This is a genomic window from Candidatus Methanoperedens sp. (assembly GCA_012026795.1).
Classification (GTDB): Archaea; Halobacteriota; Methanosarcinia; order Methanosarcinales; family Methanoperedenaceae; genus Methanoperedens.
Genome location: VEPM01000031.1, coordinates 18258 through 39547 on the forward strand (window position 1 = coordinate 18258; position 21290 = coordinate 39547).

Here is a 21290-nt window from a genome sequence, read left to right on the forward strand (position 1 = left end):
AACCAACTTGATTATTAATAGACCAGTTTAAGTATTTGAACGTTGTATTAAAGATTGAGATTCAATGGATAAAATGAATAAATTATTTGGAAAAAAGCGAACAAAATGAAATATAAAAACTGGTCAAAATCGAAAAAGATCGTCATTGCGATATTACTTGTACCGGGAATATTGATAGCAGCAAATGCATTAAATATATTGTTTTCAGGATTGATCATTTTAACAGATCAGGCCCAATATTCCTCATACGGAAGTAACCTTGGTCAAATTAATTATGATAAGGTCATCTCCAGTGCAAAAAAAACCGGATATACAGTTGAAGAGCCTGAGTTCCTCCCTATTGGAGTGCATCCCCCCTCTAATATAGCAGACCTTGATGAACGACTTGGTAAAGACTATAGATTTCTTTCAACTGCATTTTTTTACCGTGAAAATGTGTATTTTTTAGCATCAGAGGATGATTTTTCTGAAGATAGCACTCCTATAACCTTCTTTATCGAAAAATCACCATATACCGGTGCACCAATCAAGCTTGAGGATCTCCCACCAGATGAATGGATTGTTGAAAAGTTCAAGTTGATGTTTGGTTTAACTGAACCGGAATCAAGAAATTATTTGACACAGCTCAAAGATTCTATCAGGAAGAATCATGAAACGCATGGATCAATTATTATAAAAAAGGTGCAGAACCTCCAGGCAGTATATTCCAATTTAAATGCGTCAAGTACCAGCTCAAATTTTACTTCAAGCGGTTCAGAAGGCGTTACAGAAACATTCTATAACAAGGACAAAAAGATGGGTACTTTAGAATTTCTTGTCCCAAATGTAAGAATAATCTTTCAGGATAAAGAGCACGAGTATGGTATCAGAATCGATAGTTCCGGAGGCGTAGCTCTTTGGATTATACTAGGCGTAAGAGAGGAAATCCCGGAAGAAGAATATCGCCGTATTTTCAAGAAAATGTTTGCTAACATTGGATTACAGCCAGAGAAGGTGGATGAATTTGAATTTAATTATGTACCGAGTAAGTTGAATGGAAATTGAATTAGCATCCCCGGCGCCTGACCCAATACAGAAAGATGCTGTGGATTTGGGAAACCGCACAAATTAATTTCGGTGATGGTGGAAGCTCTAATTTGTATGTTCATGAAAAGTAGTTTAAGTGTAATGGAGGGAATTATTAGCAACGAATCCGCCTGCGAAACCAGAATGGATATCGAATTATGCTAAGTCAGAATCTTCAAAACAAGCATATTGGCAGTAGCATTGACTACTTCATATTTCCCGATAACATCCCCTGTTTTTATATACATAACATCTTCGGACATCAACCAGGTATATCTCAAAAAAACAACGTCAGTCTCTAATCCTTCAAAAATCGCATCTACATAAATCGAAAAAATGGGAATATTGGTTTCATTGCTGATATTTGTCGAATATTCAAAAAGATCCCCTGATGATAAAGTCTGGCTTTTGAGTATCCTTTTATCTTTATAAAAAGTCAGTCTGGTAGAATTCCTTCTTGAAATATTTGGACTTGCACCTGAATCAACCCATTGTGCATATAGGGAATATCCATTTCCCATATCCATGGTTTGACCTTTAACTAAAGATTTTTTTTCTGTATCTTCTATCAGGATCTCTGCAATCTCATTTGATTTACCATTCAAAGCCGCGTATTTTTTACCTCCAACCTCAATGGCATAATAGGTGGACTTTCCCTGTATTGGAATCCCTTTCAGGTCATAAATATCGAAGTTTTTTGGAACAGCAGATATCTGATATGTGAGATTTCCTTCTCCGGTTATTCTTTCTGAAATCCTTAAAGTAATCACACGAGAATAGTCAGCAGGGACATTATATGAAATATTTTTGAAGATTATTCCGGCTTTGTATGTCCCGGGTTTGATCAAGTTGTTATTTATATCGGTCTGATTCCAGGAAACACCCAATCCTGATTTTGCACCGGTAGAGCCTGAACCGGTAATTATGGATTTTTCGGAATGACTCCCCTCACCAGTAGGATTGACGGATTGATTCCAGACGGTAGTTCCATTCGTATCTGATATTACAAAAGTAATCTCATCTGCAATCCGTGGAAAATATCCTTTCCTCAATTCCTCGGAAGACAGCATTATCTCAACTGGTTCCCCTATCTGGAAAACAAGGTCTTTTTTCGGTGAATAAGGAGGATAGTAATAATAGTACCCTATACTTAGGGTTTCCCTTATTTCACCGGGAATCTCAAAAAGGGTTATTTCAGGTGAATATTTTATTGTGGTGTATCCTCTGGTTTCATTAAAAAGTATACTCTCATTTTTATCATATATTTTTATAGAGTACCACCCATTATTGATATTTGTCTGGTTCTGATCTACAATGATTATTGAGCTACTATTATTGTTGACAGGTTCTCTTATCTCGTCTTTATTTTCGAATATTACACTTGCCATGCAGGCTTTTTTAAATAGTTCATTATCATGAATAGTAATCGTCACAAGAGATCCTATGTTATTGATTGACACCTGTTCCGAAATATTCATAATTACTGGCATTGAGCATGCCCAACCCATTTCTCCGTTTTCATCGACCGATGCAGAACAAATTTGATTTTCAGATAAAATTATGGTATAATTTTCAACGTTTCTAATTGCTAAAGGCGTCAATTTGTGTTCTGCAATAAATTGATCTGTTTGGCGTTCGGAAAGAGGGCTATTTGTATTTTGCACACATCCTGAAATCAATAACGACAAAAATATTATTATAAAAAATATAGCTTTAAGATACACCTTTTTATCCACTATAAAATGCTTATAAAATCATGACTATACATAAATATGGAATTTCAAACTCACTTCATCTCAAACTTCTCAAACCTCTCCTTCTTAGCCCTGCAAATAGGACATAGATCCGGCGCTTCTTCCCTTGCGCATAAATATCCGCAAACCTGGCACCTGTAAACCTCTACCATTTCTCCACCTCCTGCTCCTTTCTGTTCTCTGATACTCGGATAACCTTTTACATAATATTCCTGGGGCCGCCGCTCCGGGATCGGATCATGCGGCTTTCTTCCTGATATCCATTCGTCATTTACATATAATGTACACAGGCAGCATCCGTATTGTGCAATATCGGGGTCCCTGTAGTTGCAGGGGCAGATTATATCCATGTCATTGGCAAGAGCACCGCTTGCGATACGGCAGGGGCACGACCCATAGCCATTTTGGTGCTCATTATCCCACAAACCCTGCAGGATATCATCAAGTTCATCCTTATAAGGATTGAACTTATAACCTTCCTCATCTGCAATTTTTTTCATTCCTGCAAACATCTCTTCAACTGTTGTCATAAGCCCAGAGCCTCTCTTATTTTATTTTCATGGAAGCCTATGATCACATCATCACCGATAATTATGGTCGGGAATCTCAGGTCCGGACTTATTTTCATCATTTCAGAAATTATATCCTCCCTTTCCTTCCCGCTTAATTTATCGACATCCACATAGTCATATTCGATTCCGTTCTCCTTCAAGAACCGTTTTGTTGCGCGACAATGAACGCATGTGCTAAGCGTATAAAGCTTTGGTTTAATTTTGTTCTTCATGGTCCGTGCATCTCCCTGTGTTCTTCCGTAACTGCATGATGCTCCTCAGGCGGCGCGATTTCACAGATATCCGGCGATCCTTTCTCCTTATAATGCAGGTTCCATTTCCTGCAAACCCACATCTGGAGAGTATTTATATCTTCATCGCTCATGTGCCTGAACCGCCCCTGCATCATCAGGTAATCTTTTACTGATTTCATTTTTCCCGGTTTATAAGTGATCCGTTTCTCACCGTTCTCCACTTCATACAATGTCCACATCCCGCTTTCCACAGCCCTTTTTGTGACCTCAACGGTTCTTGCCGGGTCCATTTTCCAGCCCGGTATACATGGAGTGAACATATGAAGAAAACGGAAACCCTTTATATTTTTTGCCTTCTCTACTTTTCTTATGAAATCAAGGGGCTGCCCGATGGAAAGTGTAGCATAATACGGAATTTCATGCGCTACAACGATATCCCCGAGGTTTTTCTTAAACCTCCTGTTTCCCTGGATATACTTCCCTACAGGTGTGGTCGTGGTCCATGCGCCAAATGGTGTCCCGCCGCTTCGTTGTATCCCTGTATTCATATATGCCTCATTATCAAGGCAAATATAAAGAACATCATCATTACGTTCCGCAGCACCCGACATGCTCTGCAAACCGATATCATAAGTCCCGCCATCCCCTGCAAAGCCGGCCACGGTTACTTTCTTCCCTTTCTTTTCAAAAGCTGCCTGCATTCCGGTCAGGCAGGCCCCGGTATTTTCAAAAGCTGTATGGAAAAACGGGACTTTCCACGCCCCATACGGGAATGTTGTGCCAAACACCACGCCGCAGCTTGCAGGGACATATACGGCAGTATCTTTTCCAAGAACACGTATCGCATTCCTTATCGACATGGCAACGCCACATCCCGGACATGCGGTATGTCCTGCGGTAAAAAGATTCTCATCCGGCAGTTCCTTTATTGTGATCATACAGTTTCACCCCGCGTACCATGCCAATTTATCTGATTAACTTTTTCACCTTTTGCTGCCTTTCGTGTCAGCTCGAACATTTTCATTATCTGCTCCTTTGTCACATCGCGGCCTCCTAATCCTGCAAGATGATTGATTACAGGTATTGTCATCCCGAAAAGGGCCGAACGGACCTCATTATATACCTGCCCTCCCCCGTGATAGGATACCGAGCGGTCAAAAACGCCAAGGGCGCTTACCTGCGCTACCGCTTTTCTTAATTCCTCTGAAGGGAATGGCCTGAAAAACCGAAGCTTTATTAAACCCGCCTTTTCTCCTTTTTGCCTCAATTCATCGACAACCTCGCGGGATGTACTTGTGACAGTTCCCATAGTGATCAAAGCAATATCCGCATCATCCATCCGGTAAGTATCAATCAGGCCCCCATAATCCCTTCCGAATTCTTTTGCAAATTTACCGTTTATTTCCTGGATTACTTCTTTTGAGGATTCAACTGCTCCCGCAGTTTGTCTTCGCAATTCCATAATATATTCAGCAGGCATGAAAGCCCCTATCATAGCAGGTCTTGCGGGATCAAGGATGATATCAGGCTTATAAGATGGCAGGAACGAATCAACCTTCTCCTGTTCCGGGACATCAACCGGCTCAACCGTATGCGTAAGTACAAAACCGTCAAGGCATGGCATTACAGGAAGTAAAACCCTCTTATCTTCAGCAATCCTGAAAGACTGGATCACCATATCCAGGGCTTCCTGGTTATCTTCCACATAAAGTTGCAGCCATCCCGAATCACGCGCGCCCATGGAATCATTGTATTCGCACCATATGCCCGGCGGCCCTGCAAGAGTGCGGCTGGCATCTGGCATCACAACCGGAAGCCGAAACGGCGCTGTAGCATAGAGCATCTCATGCATGAAAGCAAGTCCCTGGGAAGAAGTCGCGGTGAAAACCCTTGCACCCGCAGCAGATGCTGCTGCTGCTGCACTCATTACGCTGTGCTCGGATTCCATTGTAAGGAACTTTGCATCAAGTTCCCCATCATTTATAAAATCCGCGATATGCTCTATTATCAGCGTTTGCGGGGTTATCGGGTAAGCAGGTACTACCTCCACGCGGCAAAGTTTTGCACCGATCGCAACAGCATGGTCGCCTGTAATTACTTTCTTCATGCGCGGGCCCTCACCATTTTTATCGCGTCAACAGGGCATTCGTTGGCGCATACCCCGCATCCTTTGCAATAATCGTAATTGGTCATCAGGTCCCCCTTGTTGGATATCCTGTGAATCGTGCCTTCAGGACAATAAAACCAGCATAAAAGGCACATAACGCATTTTTCCCTGTCCCTCAACGGGCGATACGTAGCCCAGCCCGATACTTTATTCTCTATAAAACTTCCGGGCCCGATAAGACCTGCATCAGTTTTACTTTCAATAAGAGATCCGCCCACCGGCATTTCCTGATATGTGGGCAGCCATTGTTTTCTTGCTTCAAGCTTTTTTATACCCCTGCTTTTTCCCATTACTGTCTTTTCATAGGCGGTCCGTGCAGCAAGCGCATTTTTTTCACCTGTTTTTTCTCCGAGCTTTTCACCGAATTTTCTCTTGATCGATTCTTCTAAGGACTCTATCTTTATAATCCCTGTCGCTTTTGCAAATGCCCCCAGGATTGCAGTATTGGTGATCGGGGCTTTCAGGATTTCAAGCGCGATGGATACTGCATCGACGGTCGCGGTGTTAATGGTCTTACCCAGATCTATGTCTTCCGGTTTTTCCTTTGAGTTAATAACCGCGATACCTTCCGGTTTCAAACCTGATACAACATCAATCGTGTCAAGCAGCGAATCATCAAGTACGACAACGCAGTCGGGATTATATACCTGCGTTTTACTGAATATTTTTTTTGAATCGATACGTGTGAAGGCAAGAACCGGCGCTCCCCGTCTTTCAGCCCCGAAAAAAGGAAATGCTACAGCATAATTTCCTTCATTGACCGCAGCTTCTGCAAGGGTCTGAGCAGCCATGACCGCCCCCTGCCCGCCGCGGCCATGAAACCTTACTTCGTACATGACTTTTTATTCACAGGAGCCGGGTAAAAGTATATTCCCGCAATCACTGCATACGAATCTGGGAAGACCTTTTTTCAGCATCTTCACAGGCGCCGGATATCCTCCCTCCCATATCGGAAGGTCAATCCTGTGTGTATGTCCCATACATAGCCCTTTGCCGCACATTATGCAGATAGATACGGATTCTTCAACAGTCCCGTTTCGTGCACATTCAAAACATTTCAACATGACGATCACCAGTTTTCCTTCAAAGCTTCATGACATGGCGGACACATTATTCGTTTCATTTTCTCGATGTCCTTTTCAAGCCTTACAGGATAGTCACCTTTCCAGACAGGCGTTTCTTCATATATCGCATGTTCCATGCAAACTCCCATACCGCACACTATACATGCCGCCACTGCGTCCGTATCTTTCCCCATTTTAGCACAAACATAACATTTCATACTAAATCACTCTTCCTCGTCTGCCATCAGTCCTTCTTTTATCAACAGGTCGCTTCTTACCGCATGGGTTGATTCTATTTTCTGGCCAAGTATCTGCCGGATCTCTTTTGCCAGTTCATTTAGCTTTATTCGTGAACAGGTCTCTCCTCTCGTTATTCCACTGACGATCGCAGCCACGGTTCCTTCTGTTTCCGGATTTTTAGGTTTTACAAGCTTTGTTTTAATACCTGCTTTTGCAAAATCCTCAAAGTCAATAGGATATTCACAGGCTACTACTGCAGGGATATTTATATATTTCAATATCTTTTTTGTTTTTGAGATTATATGGGAATTCACATTTCCCATATTGAGCAATACGATTTTGTGTCTTGCTATCTGTTCTATCTCTTTAGCTGTCAAACCGAAATTTGCCCCGTAGCCTCTTGAAACATTGGAAGATCCGGTTTCATCCATGGGAACGCCTGCGCCAGCCTCAAGGACAAGGACGCTTACCTGTATACTTTCCCGCCTGAGTCCCTGCGTTATTTCGCATACCGGTTTTGTGATATGCCTGCGGCCTGGAGACATGGCAATAGCTACTACATCAGGTCTTGCTGCCTCAGACAGGGTTCCTCTCTGGGCAAGACCGCCGCCCCGGCCAAGACCCATTGTTTCCCTGCAATCCACCAGTTGTGTTTCTCTTCCGAACATGATTATTTTTTTATCTTAAGTATGGTTTCCCATGTATCTGCATGGTCTTCTTCATCTGAGAGTATTTTCTCAAGCATAAGTCTTGTTGTAGGGTCATCTTCTTCTATGGCAAGTTTGATATGTTCTTTATATTGCTCTATAGCATGATTCTCCTTTGCCAGGTCATCCTGTACCATTTTCTTTAAGTCTCCGCCTTCAGCTATTGGCTCGGGTTTCTTTGTCGGGGTTCCGCCAAGATATACAATCCTCTCACCGAGCTTTTCAGCATGTTCCATCTCACTTTTTGCAAGTGATTTGAATATTTCGAGGATAGCAGGACTTTCCATTCCATCTCCCTCATAATGATGCTTCATATACTGTATGATAGCGCTCAATTCTTCTTCTCTGTCCTTGTTCAATGCATCTATTATTTTCTGGCTCATATTTTCCTCCCTTTTGATCTTATTTTATATCATTGATTTATCAATGAACAATAGTATATTTCAATGAATATTAATATATTTCAATCTTACAATCTTATTTACTGCCTTTTTCTTCCAGGCATACAGCCGTGACCGCTGCCATATCCTTCTTTTCCCCCTGTTCCCTCTATAAGTTTCAGGGCTCGCCTGCATGTGGCTACTCCGGGGGCGCCCGAAGTGATGAAAATTACACTCATGGTTTCCATTATTTCTTCTTTTGTGGCGCCGTGATTGAGTGCACTCCTTAACTGGGATTCACAGCATGGCTCGCATCTCTGGGATGCCATGACAGCAAGAGACATTAATACCTTGACCTTTGCAGAAAGAGCACCATCCTCCTGGATCTGGTCATCGCATTCCTTATAATGTTCAAATAGCTTCGGGTTCATTTCCCCCATCATATTCATTATTTCGGGAGTAAACCCCATTTTACCTTCTATGCTATCTATCACTTTCTTAGGTTCCATATTTTCTTTCATAGTATATCTTTTGTTAAAGAGTTTATTTAATACTTTGCCTGCAATTTTGAAAGGATTTTCTTTATTTCTTCCTTATGCCTGGTTTCATCTTTCATTGATTTTTCAAAAAATTGGAACGCTTCATCGTTTCCTTCAGCAAATGCCACTTCTGATGCATCTGATTTATCTTTTTCCGCCTGTATCTCTCCTGCGAGCATACTCAGAAGATTCGTTTTTGTGTCCTTTACCATTCCCAGGAGAGCTGCAAATTGGGCTGCATGAGAGGCCTCATCCATTGCGATATTAAAGAGATAAGCCGCAATCTCGTTTTCTCCTTCTGCCTCTGCTCGTTTTGACATGGCAAGATATAATGCAATATCATTTGATTCCGAATCAAACGTTTTTTCCATTATTTCCATTGTTTGCATTTTACACCTGTTGAAGATCAATAACTTTCTTTAAGCCTTCTTCTGCTTCTATTGCGAGTTTGCTTAATTTATCATACCCGGAGAGGGAGCTTGCAGTGCTCAATGCAACAGTTGGCTTATAGAGTGAAACTTTAGTTTTTCCTTTGTCGGAATAAACGACTATCTTGCAGGGAAGGATCAGGCCAGCCTGCTTATTTATGGAAAGTCCCTGATATGCAAGATCCGGGTTGCATACATCCAGGATAATGTAATCATCATATTCAATTTTTAATTTTTCTGCAAGGATCTTTCTGACATCAATGACGCTCAATACTCCCCATTTGTTAGCTTTAAGATCTTCTGAAAGCTTTTCGACTGCGGATTTCACACTAAGTTTCGATTCTTTTGTGTAATCGATCATAACTTCCTCCTCCATCTTAATTTGTCTTTCAAGTATAATAAAAGATTGGATTGTCAAATCGATTCAACTTTCGCATCCGCCCACCTATCAACAAAAAGGTACTTGAGCATACCGATTATCTGGAAATTTGAACCGGTTTTTACCTCAATGGTCACTAATGTATCTTCCTGACTAAATAAAACCGAATCCAGGAGCTTTTTTTTCCTGTCCTTGACTGCAACCTCAAAATAGATACTTCCTTCCTGTTTCTTGATATCAAAACCAAGCCCGTTTAAGAGCAGGTATTCCTGCAAACGATTCTGGAAGCTGTACTTTGAAGGGTCGTTCCATAGTGATGCTATCCTGAAACTATTCCCGATCTCTTTCCCGTCGAAAAATGAGATATCCAGTAGTGATGACTCAATACTTTTTTCCTTGAGACGCCTGATGAATATTTCCTGGCTTCCCGAAAATTCAAAATCGTACAGGAATCGGCCGAAAAGGAAACCATATCCTCTGGAAGCCACCATATTCTGCACCTGCCTGCATAGAAGATAGTCCTTTACAAGAGCAGGTACCTGTTCAAGAATAGCTTTTCCGATAAATGCGCACTTTGCTTCCGGGGTCAGGTATCGCCCCTGTTCTTTTAAAGTAACTGCCGCCTGCACGATCTTTGGCCTTTTCTTTTTCTCAACAGTATTTTTGAGCCTGTCGAGGTCTTCCCGTAAAACCACAGGAACCGATAAAAGTTTTCGTTCCTCACATCCCCCACACCCGATGCAGCCGCCTTTTCCTTTAAGGCAATATCCATTGTCTGTAAAATTCATGGATTCGGTGTACATTTTATAAAGAAATGACTTGACAGGAGTGCCTTTTAAGATTTCAAAAGGAAAAACGTAATTCATGTCTTTAGCTTTGGATATTCTATTGCCTGATGCCGACCTTAAGTCAGAGATTAGCAAACTTTTGCCACCGGTCATATGTTCACCGTCAAAATATCCACCTTTTCCGGCAAATTCGGAAATAACCCCAAAACATTCAAAACCTGCAAGAACAATATGCTGCGATATCAGGAATTCTTCTATATCCTGCGCCATTCTGAACTCAAAATTATTGGTTTCACAATCCCTCTTAATATCCCCTTTTATTTTTTTTATGCTTTCAGGGTCTTTTATGGTCGGGCTGAATTGCAGGGGTGTAAAAGGAAGGTTTGAAAGAAGCCCGAAGCTCATAATTGTCCTGCATCCCGGTGATAATTTTGTTTTTAAATTTTTAAGCTTCATTATGAAAGCTTTGAATTCCCGGCAGTCATTTTCATTTTCATGACCTGTAATTATGAAAAATAATTTTATTTGCCTTGGTTTTCTTGAATAAATATGCTCAAGCGATGCAAGAAGTTCCTTTTCAGATAAGCTCTTATGCAAAAACCTTCTCATCCTGTCGTTTATCCCTTCCACCCCCAGTGTGAAAGTCCTTTTCCCGGAGAGTATCTCAAGATCAAGGAGTTCAGGGTTCATTGCGATAATATCTGCCCGCTGGCTCTTGAAATTCACAAATTTTGCAACTTCATTAAGGTCAGCGATTATTTTAGATATTCCTGTATGAAGATTGAAATTAAAACTCAGGGTATCAAACTCGCTCGGTGCATGTTTTATTTTTACTTCAAGCGCTTTTGAAACTATGTCCCCGGATTCATAGTCCCTGAATGGTTTTCTTGTATGCCCCTCAAAGCAGAATGAGCAGAAGCATGGACACCCCTGCGTTATCTGGAGTTTTACCATATTTTCAATATCGGTATTCAGTATAGGGTATTCGGTGATAATATACGGGGCGTGCGGCTTTTTGGGAGAAGAAACACTAATGTTATCCGGGATTGGAAGCCTGATATCAAAAAATCCTTTTACTTCAGCTTCAAGGCGGCGCAGTACCAGCATCTTTGGTTTTTCTTTGCTGTCATTCACGATAGCCGCAATTTTCCCGACAGCATCTTCGCCTTCCCCGAAAAACAGCGCATCAATAAAAGAATCACCTTCCGGCGATATTGCACATTGGGCCATAAGTGCATTTGAGCCGCCCATAATTACGATGGGGCGAAGCGTTTGTCTTTGTGATTTCAGGGCCGGGATCCCGGTATTTGAAAAGAGGTATGGCAGATTGAATAATTCCAGGGTGAAAGAGTTTGATATCAGGACAAGGTCAAAATCATTTACTGGATGGAGAGACTGGATGCCCAGGAAAAATGGTATTTTGTTATCATTGAAAAACCGGATATTCTTTGGATCTGGAAAAAAAGCATAATCAATATATGCCGACGGTAGTGTTCTCCTTATTTCCTGGAAAAGAAAATGATGCGTTATGGACTCCCTGATATTTTGGACAGGAGAGAGGCGGATGATCAATACCCGCAGCCGGGCATTCTCGAACTCTGGATTATCGAATGTGGGATTTATCCGGGGAAAAAAGATACGGTATCCCTCAATCTTATAAAAATTCTTTAATATAACCTCGGAATGATCAATCATATCTGCTGTTAATTCTCGTGCCCAAATTCTAAACCTCTATTAGCCTTCATGGACATAATGCCTTTTACAGAATAATCATTTTTAATAGTTTTACAAGAATATCATCACATTTAATAAAATTGTCATCATGATATTATTAATTCAAAGAGTAAGATTTATTAATGAGTTTTTTCATAATAGTATTCAGTGAAGCATTTGGTTCGAGAAACAATTTTCTTCAAAAATAATCCAACTGGATTTTGTATAATTTATTTTTAATAATATTTACTAAAGATACTAGATAGTTATGATAATTTTTAATAATAAGGAGGAGGAATCTTGAAGTATTGTGTTGATTGCAGACACTTCTCAACAAAAGTAAAAGGAAGCAACAGGGAGCAATACGATGGTTCTTGCACCAGGATGAAAAAAAATGTGTATGAAACAAATCTTGGATGCAAAGAATTCAATGAAGAACGCGTTTAGGCATAATTGAATCAGCTTCTGGCTATTGGTGTTTTTTTATTTACATATGCACTGATAGTCCTGAAGCCAAAAAAGATCAATGAAGCCCACGCTGCTTTAATTGGTGCGATCCTTGCTGTAACATTCCTTCTCAAACCTCACCAGGTACTTGAAGCTCTTGGTATTTCGACACAGGAAATGCCAGTGCCTCTTGTTACAACATGGAACGTGGTTATAATTCTTATAACCCTGATGATAATATCAAGTCTTCTTGACGATTATGGGTTCTTTGCGTATTGCGCAAGGAAAGCGATACATGCGTCAGGGAACAGCGGGCACAGGTTATTTTTATATACGTATCTTGTAGTATCATCAATAGCCCTTTTTGCCGGAAATGATGTTGTCATCCTGACTACTACTCCCATTATCCTGATTTTCTGCAAAAATGCCGGGATAAATCCCAAACCATATATGTATGCATCTTTTTTTGCTGCAAATACGTTTTCAATACCGCTCTATATCGGAAATCTTACAAATATCCTGATAGGGGATAGTTTCGGGCTTGATTATTTCGGATTTACCGGATATATGTTCCTTCCCACCATCGCAGCAGCTTTAATAAATTATCATTTGCTGAAATATATCTTCAGGAAACAGATACCGCCTGGTTTTATCCCGAAAGATGATTCCGAAGTTGTCATAAAAAATAAACCTGTTGTAACTCTTGGACTTGCAGTATTGCTTGGAGTCATCATTTTTGGAGGTATAGCTAATTATTATAAAGTGCCAATATCCTTTGTGACATTAAGCGGGGCTTTAATCCTGCTGGTTTCCGAGAGAAGAATTGTACACCGGCTGCACAGGATATCATGGAATGTCGTGATCTTTGTTATCGGGCTTTTCATCGTAGTAAAGAGCCTGGATGCAAGCGGGGTAAATAGCAAAATAGGCGAAATGGTTTTTGCAGGGTTGAGCGATAATATTTTCATTGCAATTTATTCCATGTCGCTTTTATCTGCTTTAATGTGTAATTTTGTAAATAATATTCCCATGACAGCCATGATGCTTTCAATAATCCAGCAGGCAAACCTGCCCCCATCAATGGATACAGCAATGGGTTATTCGCTTGTTATCGGTTCAAACCTTGGCGCCAATTTTACCACATTCGGGGCGCTTGCCGGCATACTCTGGGTCGAAAGCGCACGCAGGTATGGATGGAATACTACAATTACTGACCTTCTTAAGATCGGATTATTCGTTACTCCTGTTGCCATACTGGGAGCAAGTATAGTGCTTGCGATCGAGCTATCCTTGTGAATCCTGATTTTTTAACTTCTTGAATCAATATTTTTAATTTCTCGAATCGATACATCCTATTTCCGGATAACAGTAGATATATATCTCTTTGAGTAGTACTCAAACCCCAGTTCAGGTGATATTATGGATTTTATAGTCAAAGGAAATTTCAAAGCAGGACAAAAATGGGAACAATTTACAAAAAGGATAACAACATTAAACAAGAGCCTGGCATTAGAAAAGACATTTTCCCTTCTTGGAAGCGAGCACAGGTTAAGACGCAGCTTAATTAAGATAAATTCAGTAGATGAGGCTAAAAAATGAGTGGTGTATTGAACCAGCAGCAGTTAGCAGAATTATCAGAAAAGCACCAGGTCTACCAGTACCAGGCGGAATCCATTGCACAGCAGATAAATATGGTTAAATTGACAATCAAGGATGTGGAGACCGCATTGATCACAATTACCGCTTTAAAAGACGAACCATCGGGAATAGAAACACTTGTGCCCATCGGTTTTGGTTCTTTCGTGAAGGCGAACCTGGTAGATACTGATACTATTGTTGTTGGAATCGGGGCGGGAGTGAGCATTGAAAAAAAAATAGACGATGCAAAATCATTCCTTGAAAAAAGGAAAGATGAACTTACAAAATATCATGAGCAGCTGAACACCACAATAGCAAAGATCGGCCAGGAAATTCAAAATATCGAGAAAATCGTCCAGAAGCACCAGCAATCCCAGCAGCAGCCCATGCGCGCTGAATAATTTCACATGTTTGATAAACTAAAAGAAAAACTTGGCGGTTTTAAGAAAGCACTTGGCACGGTTTTAGAAACAAAAGAAAAAGAAGCCATAAAAACAGAACCTTCAAAGATCGAGACTGTAAAGGTTGAAACAGTTAAGCCAGGGACCAAAGCCGATATTAAAAAAGACACTAAAACTGACGTTAAAACAGACATTAGTACCCAGGTCACAAGTCCGCAAGCTGAGGAGACCAGGAAAACTCCTGAACCTGCGATTCCGCCGAAGGCTCCTGAAAAATTCGGTATATTCGATAAGATAAAAGCAGCGGTTTTTGAACAGGAGTTCATAATAGAAGAAGGCAGCGTAAAAGACATTCTCTGGGAGCTTGAGATGGCGCTTCTTGAGAGCGATGTAGCTCTTCCTGTTGCTGAAAACATAGTTGAATCGGTAAAATCGGATCTTGTTGGGACAAGGAGAAAAATCGGCTCTGATACAGGTAAGATCGTTGAAGACGCACTCAGGAAAGCTATCCTTAAAGTCATTTCAGTAGATTATTTTGATTTTGACGAGTTCATCAAGAAAGCCAATAAACCGGTAAGCATTGTTTTTGTTGGTGTAAATGGAACAGGTAAGACCACAACTGTTGCAAAAATGGCAGAGCGCTTTAAATCGCAGAATTATTCAGTCGTTATAGCTGCGGGCGATACATTCCGCGCCGGTGCGATTGAGCAGATAGACAGGCATGCACAAGCCCTAGGGATAAAGATCATCAAGCACGAAGAAGGCTCTGATCCCGCAGCAATAATATATGATGCTATACAGTTCGCAAAAGCAAAGCACAAGGACATTGTGCTTGCAGATACGGCCGGACGGATGCATATCAATATCAACCTGATGGATCAGTTAAAAAAGGTATGCAGGGTCAACAATCCCGATCTTATTATTTTCGTGGATGAGGCAATAGCAGGTAACGATGCTGTTGAACGTGCAAAGCTATTCAACAGTGCTGTACCATTTAGCGGCAGCATACTCACAAAAGCGGATGCAGATTCAAAGGGCGGCGCAGCGATATCAATATCATACACTACCGGGAAGCCAATTCTTTTCCTTGGAGTCGGGCAAACCTATAAGGATCTTGTCAAATTCGAGCCTCAGTGGTTAATCTCAAGGTTATTTGAATAAAATGCAAAACAAAATCGGTAAAGCTTTCGCCCCTGCCCATATATCAGGTATTTTCATAATCGATATAAAAAAAGACCCATTACTTTCAGGCTCAATGGGTTGCGGAATATGTCTTGAGGACGGCGCTGTAACACAAGTGCGCCCATCAGAGGAAACAATGATCAGGATCAATGGAATTGTTACTGAAGCCCCCACGACGTTATCGGCAATAGGACTCCTGACCCCGGAACCTGTGCTTGTAGATACAAAACTTAACATACCTGTCGGCTCAGGCTTTGGTGCAAGCGGAGCCGGGGCATTGAGCGCAGCACTTTCACTAAATGAAGCTCTTTCCCTGGATTTGACCTTAAAAGAAGTAGCAGGAGCCGCTCATTGCGCCGAAGTGATGAACATGACAGGGCTTGGGGATGTCACAGGAATGACATTTGGCGGCATGGTATTAAGGAAAAAAGCAGGTGCGCCTTTTCTTGGGATTATTGATAAGATCCCAACGAGGGATACAAAAATATCCTGGATAGAGTTCAATGAAATCTCCACGAAATCAGTTTTATCCGATGAACTGAAAAAGAGGAACATAAACAGGGCCGGGAAATCAAGGCTCAAAGAACTCTTTAAAAAACCCACGGTTGAAAATTTCATGATACAGTCCGCAGCATTCGCAAAAGATATCGAACTTATGAGCCCCAAGGTAAAAGATGCTATCGAAGCTGTAACAGCCGCGGGTGGCCTTGCAAGCCAGGCAATGCTTGGAGATACTGTTTTTGCAATAAATGATAATGGCGCACTTATGGAATTCGGGGAAGTACATGAAAGCAGGATAAGTAATGCCGGAGCCCGCCTGATATGATACCGAAAAGCCATCCCCGATACAAATCCCTGATGACGCGTGAGTTGATAGTTGAAGGAGTAAGGAAAGGTATTACAAGTACCCAGGGTTTGATCGCACAGGGGCGGGGGGAAGCTTTTGATTATTTGATAGGTGAGAAAACCACACAAAGCGCTTTGCGTGCTGAAAAAGTATCAGCAGCAAAGTTACTTCTTGCACGAAAACCTGTAATATCGGTGAATGGAAATGTTGCGGCCCTTGCCCCTTATGAACTCATAAGGTTAAGTGAACTTGTAAATGCGCCTCTTGAGGTTAATTTATTTCACAGGACAGAAGAGAGGGTAAATAACATCATCGTATATCTTCGGTCGCTCGGTGCAAAAAAACTGGTTACAAAGAGCGATGCCCTGATCCCTGGACTTGGACACGACCGCGCAAAAGTGGATAGTGATGGCATATTAGTTGCGGATGTCGTTCTTGTCCCCCTTGAAGATGGCGACAGGTGCAAAGCACTTACGGATATGGGAAAAACCGTAATTGCCATTGACCTCAATCCGCTTTCAAGAACGGCGCAATGTGCAACGATAACGATCGTTGATAATATAATCCGCGCTGTGCCCAATATTTCAAAATTCGCGGAAGGATTGAAAGGACTGGAACAGGAAGAACTTCTGGAGATAATTCGGGAATATGATAATAAAGAGACACTATCTCTTGCTATTGAAGAGATAAACAGGAACCTGAGCTCCTTTATGGACAGGACATAATATTACTCATATCGGTGGGACAATCACCCCACAAAGTTGGCTACGAACTATGATTTCCTCCCGAATGATGGCGTTGCCTATGGTTTTGGTTCAAGGTAATCTTGGTAACCACTACTACAATTTCAACAATAAGAAAGTTTAATATATAATGAACAATTAAACAACATTCATATTAGAGAGGGTATGGATGTTTAAAAAAATTTTCATTTCAATTATTATCTTAGGTTTTTATTATTTAATACCTGTTACTGCCAATTTGGAGCAACATGTAGATGAATATTACGACAACTTGCATCAACTAAAAGAATTAAATTTGACCAAACAACAGCTTGAAGGTAATTTGGCAAATTTAAATAAATCCGAATTAAAAACTAACGAATTGATAGGCAATGTTGATAATAATATTAACGTATTCAATTCTGAAATAGATACTTTTGAAAAGATATTGCAGGAAAATAAACAAAAGAAGAATGAAATTAAACGAAATATTCAAGTAATTAATATTTTAAATAATAAAGAATCTTTTTTTCTTATTGGAGCATCTTTAGGCATAATAACAGGTTTATGGATAACATGTTTACCTCTCGTACTTCTTTGGAGGAAATAATATGCCGCCCAAAAGAAGGAAATCCAGAAAAAGTAAAAAAAATAATACTATATATTATTCAATTTATATCATATTTGTTTTATTATTTGCGTCTGTTTTAATTTCACAATCAAATGGAGTTGAAAAATACGGTTTTTGTGAAAAAATGGATCAACTGAATGAGAGTAAAAAAAATTATCCTGAGTTAAGTGAGCAGATACTAAAATTATGTGAAAAGGATTTAAATAAGGATGAGAAAGAACTTGGAAATTTCAGCGTTCAATTTTTAGAGAGCCTTACATTTTTTTCTGAAAATTGGAAAGAAAATGAGACTATAGCTAAACAATATGCAAAGAAAATTGATAACAGTCATGAAAGTATTAATGAAATTGGTATAAATTCTTCCGAAATTATAAATCAAATTGAATCTATTTACAATTCAGAAATAAATAATTTGGGATATGAGTTAGAAATTCAAAATGTGTCTATAAGTAATACAACTTACTCAGTGAAGCAACTTAAGCAGAACGAGGAAAATCTAAATACAACTTTAGAAAGGATAAATAATGAACTTGAAAAAAAGAATAATCAAGAAAAAAATCTATCTTTAATATACAAACAAAAAATGAATGAATCGAAGAGTTTTGAATTAGATTTGATCTCTTCAACAAATGAGCATCAAAAAATTAAGAATAGTTTTATTGATAATCTATATCCATTTTTGCTTCTTGGCATTGCGTTTGGTTGTATAACAGGTTTTGTATTAAGCTCTAAATGGAAAAAAGAGAAAATCTATTGGGATGCTTATTCTTCGTCTGCAAAAGTGAGATCTCCTTTGGTATATGCAGCAGTAATAACTGTGGCACTCTTAGTTATATTGATTATATACCTCTTCTTTTCGGGGGTTTTTGATATTTTTTAGTCTGGTGAGTTTTTCAAACCAGTTATTTTTATGATGTGATTAATCTTACAACCAAAACAAATTTATACACAAGAATAATTATTAGCTTGAGCGGTGTTGAGTATTGGAAAATGAGACGCAAATTAATAAGAAAATCTTAAGCAATGAAAAAACAGAAGTCATAGAAGGCATACAACAGCTGGGAAGTAATTTTTTAATTTTTTCCGACAAGAAAAAGGCAATGAATGAATTTCAAGGGCATATAAAAAATTCAGACAGTAGAGTGCGACAAAGTGTGGCAAATGCATTGTATCTGGCTTTTCCATATATCCCGAATAAGGAAGTGGCTTGGGATGACCTGATTCAGCTAACACGAGACAGAGATAAGGATATACGGAGGAATGCAGCCTATTCATTAGGTTTAGTCTTTTCCTATGTTCCTGATAAAAAACAAGCTTGGGAACAACTGAGAGGACTAATTAAGGATAGTGACAGAGAAGTGTATGCAGGTTCAATAAGTGCGTTAGGTATATCTTTTCCTCATATACCTAATAAAAAACAAGCATGGGAAGACTTAATTAATCTTATGGCGGATAATGAGAGGGATGTTCAAGAAATTGCTTCAAGCGCTTTAGGTTTAGCTTTTCCATACGTCATTGAAACGAAACAAGCATTGCAAAGCCTTATTAGGTTGACTCCGAACAAATATGACAAATTGCATGTACGTACAATAAATGCTCTAAATTCAGTTTTTCTTTATTTTCCTGACAAAAATAAAATTTGGAAAGACTTGGTCGAATTGGCTGAGGACTTAGATAACGAGAGGAGGAGACATGCAACAAGTGCATTAGGTTTAGCATTTCCTTATGTATCCAACAGGAAAAAATCATACGAGTACTTGATTCATTTGACTAGTAACCCAGATAGCGAACTAAATAAAGGCGCTATAAGTGCATTAGGTTCAGCTTTCCCTTATATACCTAATAAGAAAGTTGTGTGGGAAGATCTGAAGACTTTGATAAATGAAAAGGGTGGCGATTGGCGGAGTGCAGTAGATGCATTGGGAGTTGCTTTTCCTTATATTCCAGACATAAAAGCTTGGGATGATCTTGTTGTATTAATGCTTAATCCAGATTTGTCGTTGCGAGTAGGAAATGTGTTGGCTTTGGCATTTTCCTATATGCCAGACAAGAAAAAAGGATGGGAAGATATATATATAGATTAATCCAGGTTGGGAATAGTAGCGAAGTTCGAAAGGGCGCAGCAAAGATAATAGGATCGGTTTTTTCCTACCTTCCAGATAAGGAATCTGCATATACAGAATTGAAATGGTTGAGTCAGGAAGATGGGGACAAATATGTTCGACAAAGTGCAATAAATGCATTAGGTTCAGCTTACCAGTACCTCCCTGATAAGAAGGATATATTGGACCATTTAAATAAATTAACTCAGAACTCATTGACTGAAATCCGGGAATCTGCACATTGTACTTTGGGTAAAATATATGTATTTGAAGCAACGCTGGCAGAAAATGAAGATATTTTTAAGAGACATTTAGAAAATGCATTGGGATTCTTTGAAAAATCATCAAATGAATCATATCATGATTTCTACTTAAACCCTGCTAAATTCTGTCTACCATTTTATAATTCTTTTTACTTAATAACATTCAGAAAACAAGAAGCAGAAGCTGATGTGGAACGAAATCTTAATGAAGCGAAAATAGCTGCAGAGGGTTCAGAAAGTAAAGAAAATCTACTCGAAGCAATAGGGAACCTCAAAAAAGCAAAAAAGGAGCTGCAAAATGAGATAGTTTTCAATGAAATCAGGAATGACCTTATTAAATATAGGCAATATTGTGAACGGGCTTCAAACATTTTGGATACTGTGGAAAAAAAATTACCAATACCAGCTAAAATTATTAAGACAGGATTTAAAATTGATGAAAGGATAATTGATGAAATTCAGAGGAATACAAGAATACTTTGCAAAAAGACACAGAATCCTGACATTCGTGATTTAGGGAAAAAAGTATATCTCATGAGTCGAAATATTTTACAAATAAGAAATTATGAGGGATGTGAAAAAAGTATAGATAATTTGCAATATTTACTATCTGAAATCTGCAAGAAAATACCTAAAGAAGAAGGAGAAGAAGCATGCAAATTACTTAATAAAATAATTGAAGAGCCAATTATAGAGGATAAAATTGCTTTAATTAATATGGTTCTAAGTAAAATATCCCAAGTAGGTAAATGGAACGAATCAGAATATAAACCCAAAACACTTTCAGATAGGATTAGATATTATCTAGAAAAAATAAATGCTCCAGCAACTATTGCATCTTTTTTTGGTTTTATCATTTTAGAATTTTTAGAGATATTTGATATTTATCCTATTGAATACAATAAATATAAACATGTAATCAGCGTTACAGGGGCAATAACAGTTTTTATTATTGTTTTCATATTTACACGAAAGAAAAAATGAAAAGTTGCTTAGGATTTATAATAATATAAAAATAATATATAGTA

The 21290-nt window shown here is 39.4% G+C and carries 25 protein-coding genes; 11 read left to right on the forward strand and 14 right to left on the reverse strand.

Annotated elements, in window-relative coordinates; all coding sequences use genetic code 11:
• Positions 1–105 precede the first annotated feature (105 nt).
• Positions 106–1044 (forward strand): hypothetical protein, encoded by a 939-nt coding sequence (locus FIB07_14310; GenBank protein NJD54027.1) that lies wholly within the window; start codon positions 106–108, stop codon positions 1042–1044.
• 182 nt (positions 1045–1226) lie between these two features.
• On the opposite strand, the gene FIB07_14315 is transcribed toward FIB07_14310, so the two are convergent.
• The 14 genes from FIB07_14315 to FIB07_14380 form a co-directional block, all read right to left on the reverse strand.
• The gene (locus tag FIB07_14315; protein ID NJD54028.1) at positions 1227–2666 is read right to left on the reverse strand and encodes a hypothetical protein; all 1440 of its coding nucleotides are present in this window, start codon (positions 2664–2666) and stop codon (positions 1227–1229) included.
• Positions 2667–2851: 185 nt separating this feature from the next.
• Positions 2852–3349, reverse strand: a complete 498-nt coding sequence (locus tag FIB07_14320; protein ID NJD54029.1) for a ferredoxin:glutaredoxin reductase — start codon at positions 3347–3349, stop codon at positions 2852–2854.
• Complete coding sequence (locus FIB07_14325; GenBank protein ID NJD54030.1) at positions 3346–3603, reverse strand: glutaredoxin family protein; 258 nt, start codon at positions 3601–3603, stop codon at positions 3346–3348. The genes FIB07_14320 and FIB07_14325 overlap by 4 nt, the downstream gene beginning before the upstream one ends.
• Entirely contained in the window at positions 3600–4562 is a 963-nt protein-coding gene (locus tag FIB07_14330; protein NJD54031.1) for a pyruvate synthase subunit beta, read from the reverse strand. Before FIB07_14330 ends, FIB07_14325 begins: the two co-directional genes overlap by 4 nt.
• Positions 4559–5731: a pyruvate ferredoxin oxidoreductase gene (gene porA, locus FIB07_14335; protein NJD54032.1), complete on the reverse strand. Its 1173-nt coding sequence runs from the start codon at positions 5729–5731 to the stop codon at positions 4559–4561. The genes FIB07_14330 and porA overlap by 4 nt, the downstream gene beginning before the upstream one ends.
• The gene (locus tag FIB07_14340; GenBank protein NJD54033.1) at positions 5728–6627 is read right to left on the reverse strand and encodes a pyruvate ferredoxin oxidoreductase subunit gamma; all 900 of its coding nucleotides are present in this window, start codon (positions 6625–6627) and stop codon (positions 5728–5730) included. Before FIB07_14340 ends, porA begins: the two co-directional genes overlap by 4 nt.
• A gap of 6 nt (positions 6628–6633) precedes the next feature.
• Positions 6634–6852, reverse strand: coding sequence for a DUF2180 family protein (locus FIB07_14345; GenBank protein ID NJD54034.1), 219 nt, complete (start codon positions 6850–6852; stop codon positions 6634–6636).
• A gap of 8 nt (positions 6853–6860) precedes the next feature.
• Positions 6861–7073, reverse strand: a complete 213-nt coding sequence (locus FIB07_14350; GenBank protein ID NJD54035.1) for a DUF2180 family protein — start codon at positions 7071–7073, stop codon at positions 6861–6863.
• A 6-nt stretch (positions 7074–7079) separates the two neighbouring features.
• On the reverse strand, positions 7080–7763 hold the full coding sequence (mcrC, locus tag FIB07_14355; GenBank protein ID NJD54036.1) for a methyl-coenzyme M reductase I operon protein C: 684 nt from the start codon (positions 7761–7763) through the stop codon (positions 7080–7082).
• A 2-nt stretch (positions 7764–7765) separates the two neighbouring features.
• Complete coding sequence (locus FIB07_14360) at positions 7766–8185, reverse strand: ferritin (protein NJD54037.1); 420 nt, start codon at positions 8183–8185, stop codon at positions 7766–7768.
• Between the two features lie 98 nt (positions 8186–8283).
• The gene (locus FIB07_14365) at positions 8284–8703 is read right to left on the reverse strand and encodes a carboxymuconolactone decarboxylase family protein (protein NJD54038.1); all 420 of its coding nucleotides are present in this window, start codon (positions 8701–8703) and stop codon (positions 8284–8286) included.
• Positions 8704–8729: 26 nt separating this feature from the next.
• A complete protein-coding gene (locus tag FIB07_14370) occupies positions 8730–9110 on the reverse strand; it encodes a rubrerythrin family protein (protein ID NJD54039.1) in 381 nt (126 codons plus the stop codon).
• Between the two features lies 1 nt (position 9111).
• Entirely contained in the window at positions 9112–9525 is a 414-nt protein-coding gene (locus tag FIB07_14375) for a DUF302 domain-containing protein (GenBank protein NJD54040.1), read from the reverse strand.
• A 38-nt stretch (positions 9526–9563) separates the two neighbouring features.
• Positions 9564–12011 (reverse strand): hypothetical protein, encoded by a 2448-nt coding sequence (locus FIB07_14380; GenBank protein ID NJD54041.1) that lies wholly within the window; start codon positions 12009–12011, stop codon positions 9564–9566.
• A 471-nt stretch (positions 12012–12482) separates the two neighbouring features.
• Here FIB07_14380 and FIB07_14385 point away from each other — a divergent pair, with 471 nt between their 5' ends.
• The 10 genes from FIB07_14385 (at position 12483) to FIB07_14430 (ending at position 21246) form a co-directional block, all read left to right on the forward strand.
• Positions 12483–13772, forward strand: coding sequence for an arsenic transporter (locus tag FIB07_14385; GenBank protein ID NJD54042.1), 1290 nt, complete (start codon positions 12483–12485; stop codon positions 13770–13772).
• Between the two features lie 123 nt (positions 13773–13895).
• Entirely contained in the window at positions 13896–14075 is a 180-nt protein-coding gene (locus FIB07_14390; protein NJD54043.1) for a 50S ribosomal protein L18a, read from the forward strand.
• On the forward strand, positions 14072–14515 hold the full coding sequence (locus FIB07_14395) for a prefoldin subunit alpha (protein NJD54044.1): 444 nt from the start codon (positions 14072–14074) through the stop codon (positions 14513–14515). The genes FIB07_14390 and FIB07_14395 overlap by 4 nt, the downstream gene beginning before the upstream one ends.
• 6 nt (positions 14516–14521) lie before the next feature.
• Positions 14522–15676, forward strand: coding sequence for a signal recognition particle-docking protein FtsY (gene ftsY, locus FIB07_14400; GenBank protein NJD54045.1), 1155 nt, complete (start codon positions 14522–14524; stop codon positions 15674–15676).
• 1 nt (position 15677) lies between these two features.
• On the forward strand, positions 15678–16523 hold the full coding sequence (locus FIB07_14405) for a GHMP kinase (GenBank protein NJD54046.1): 846 nt from the start codon (positions 15678–15680) through the stop codon (positions 16521–16523).
• Positions 16520–17269 (forward strand): phosphopantothenate/pantothenate synthetase, encoded by a 750-nt coding sequence (locus FIB07_14410; GenBank protein ID NJD54047.1) that lies wholly within the window; start codon positions 16520–16522, stop codon positions 17267–17269. The genes FIB07_14405 and FIB07_14410 overlap by 4 nt, the downstream gene beginning before the upstream one ends.
• 187 nt (positions 17270–17456) lie before the next feature.
• Entirely contained in the window at positions 17457–17876 is a 420-nt protein-coding gene (locus FIB07_14415; protein ID NJD54048.1) for a hypothetical protein, read from the forward strand.
• Between the two features lies 1 nt (position 17877).
• A complete protein-coding gene (locus tag FIB07_14420; GenBank protein ID NJD54049.1) occupies positions 17878–18777 on the forward strand; it encodes a hypothetical protein in 900 nt (299 codons plus the stop codon).
• A gap of 103 nt (positions 18778–18880) precedes the next feature.
• On the forward strand, positions 18881–19981 hold the full coding sequence (locus tag FIB07_14425) for a HEAT repeat domain-containing protein (protein NJD54050.1): 1101 nt from the start codon (positions 18881–18883) through the stop codon (positions 19979–19981).
• A complete protein-coding gene (locus FIB07_14430; GenBank protein NJD54051.1) occupies positions 19957–21246 on the forward strand; it encodes a hypothetical protein in 1290 nt (429 codons plus the stop codon). The genes FIB07_14425 and FIB07_14430 overlap by 25 nt, the downstream gene beginning before the upstream one ends.
• The last annotated feature ends 44 nt before the right edge of the window (positions 21247–21290 follow it).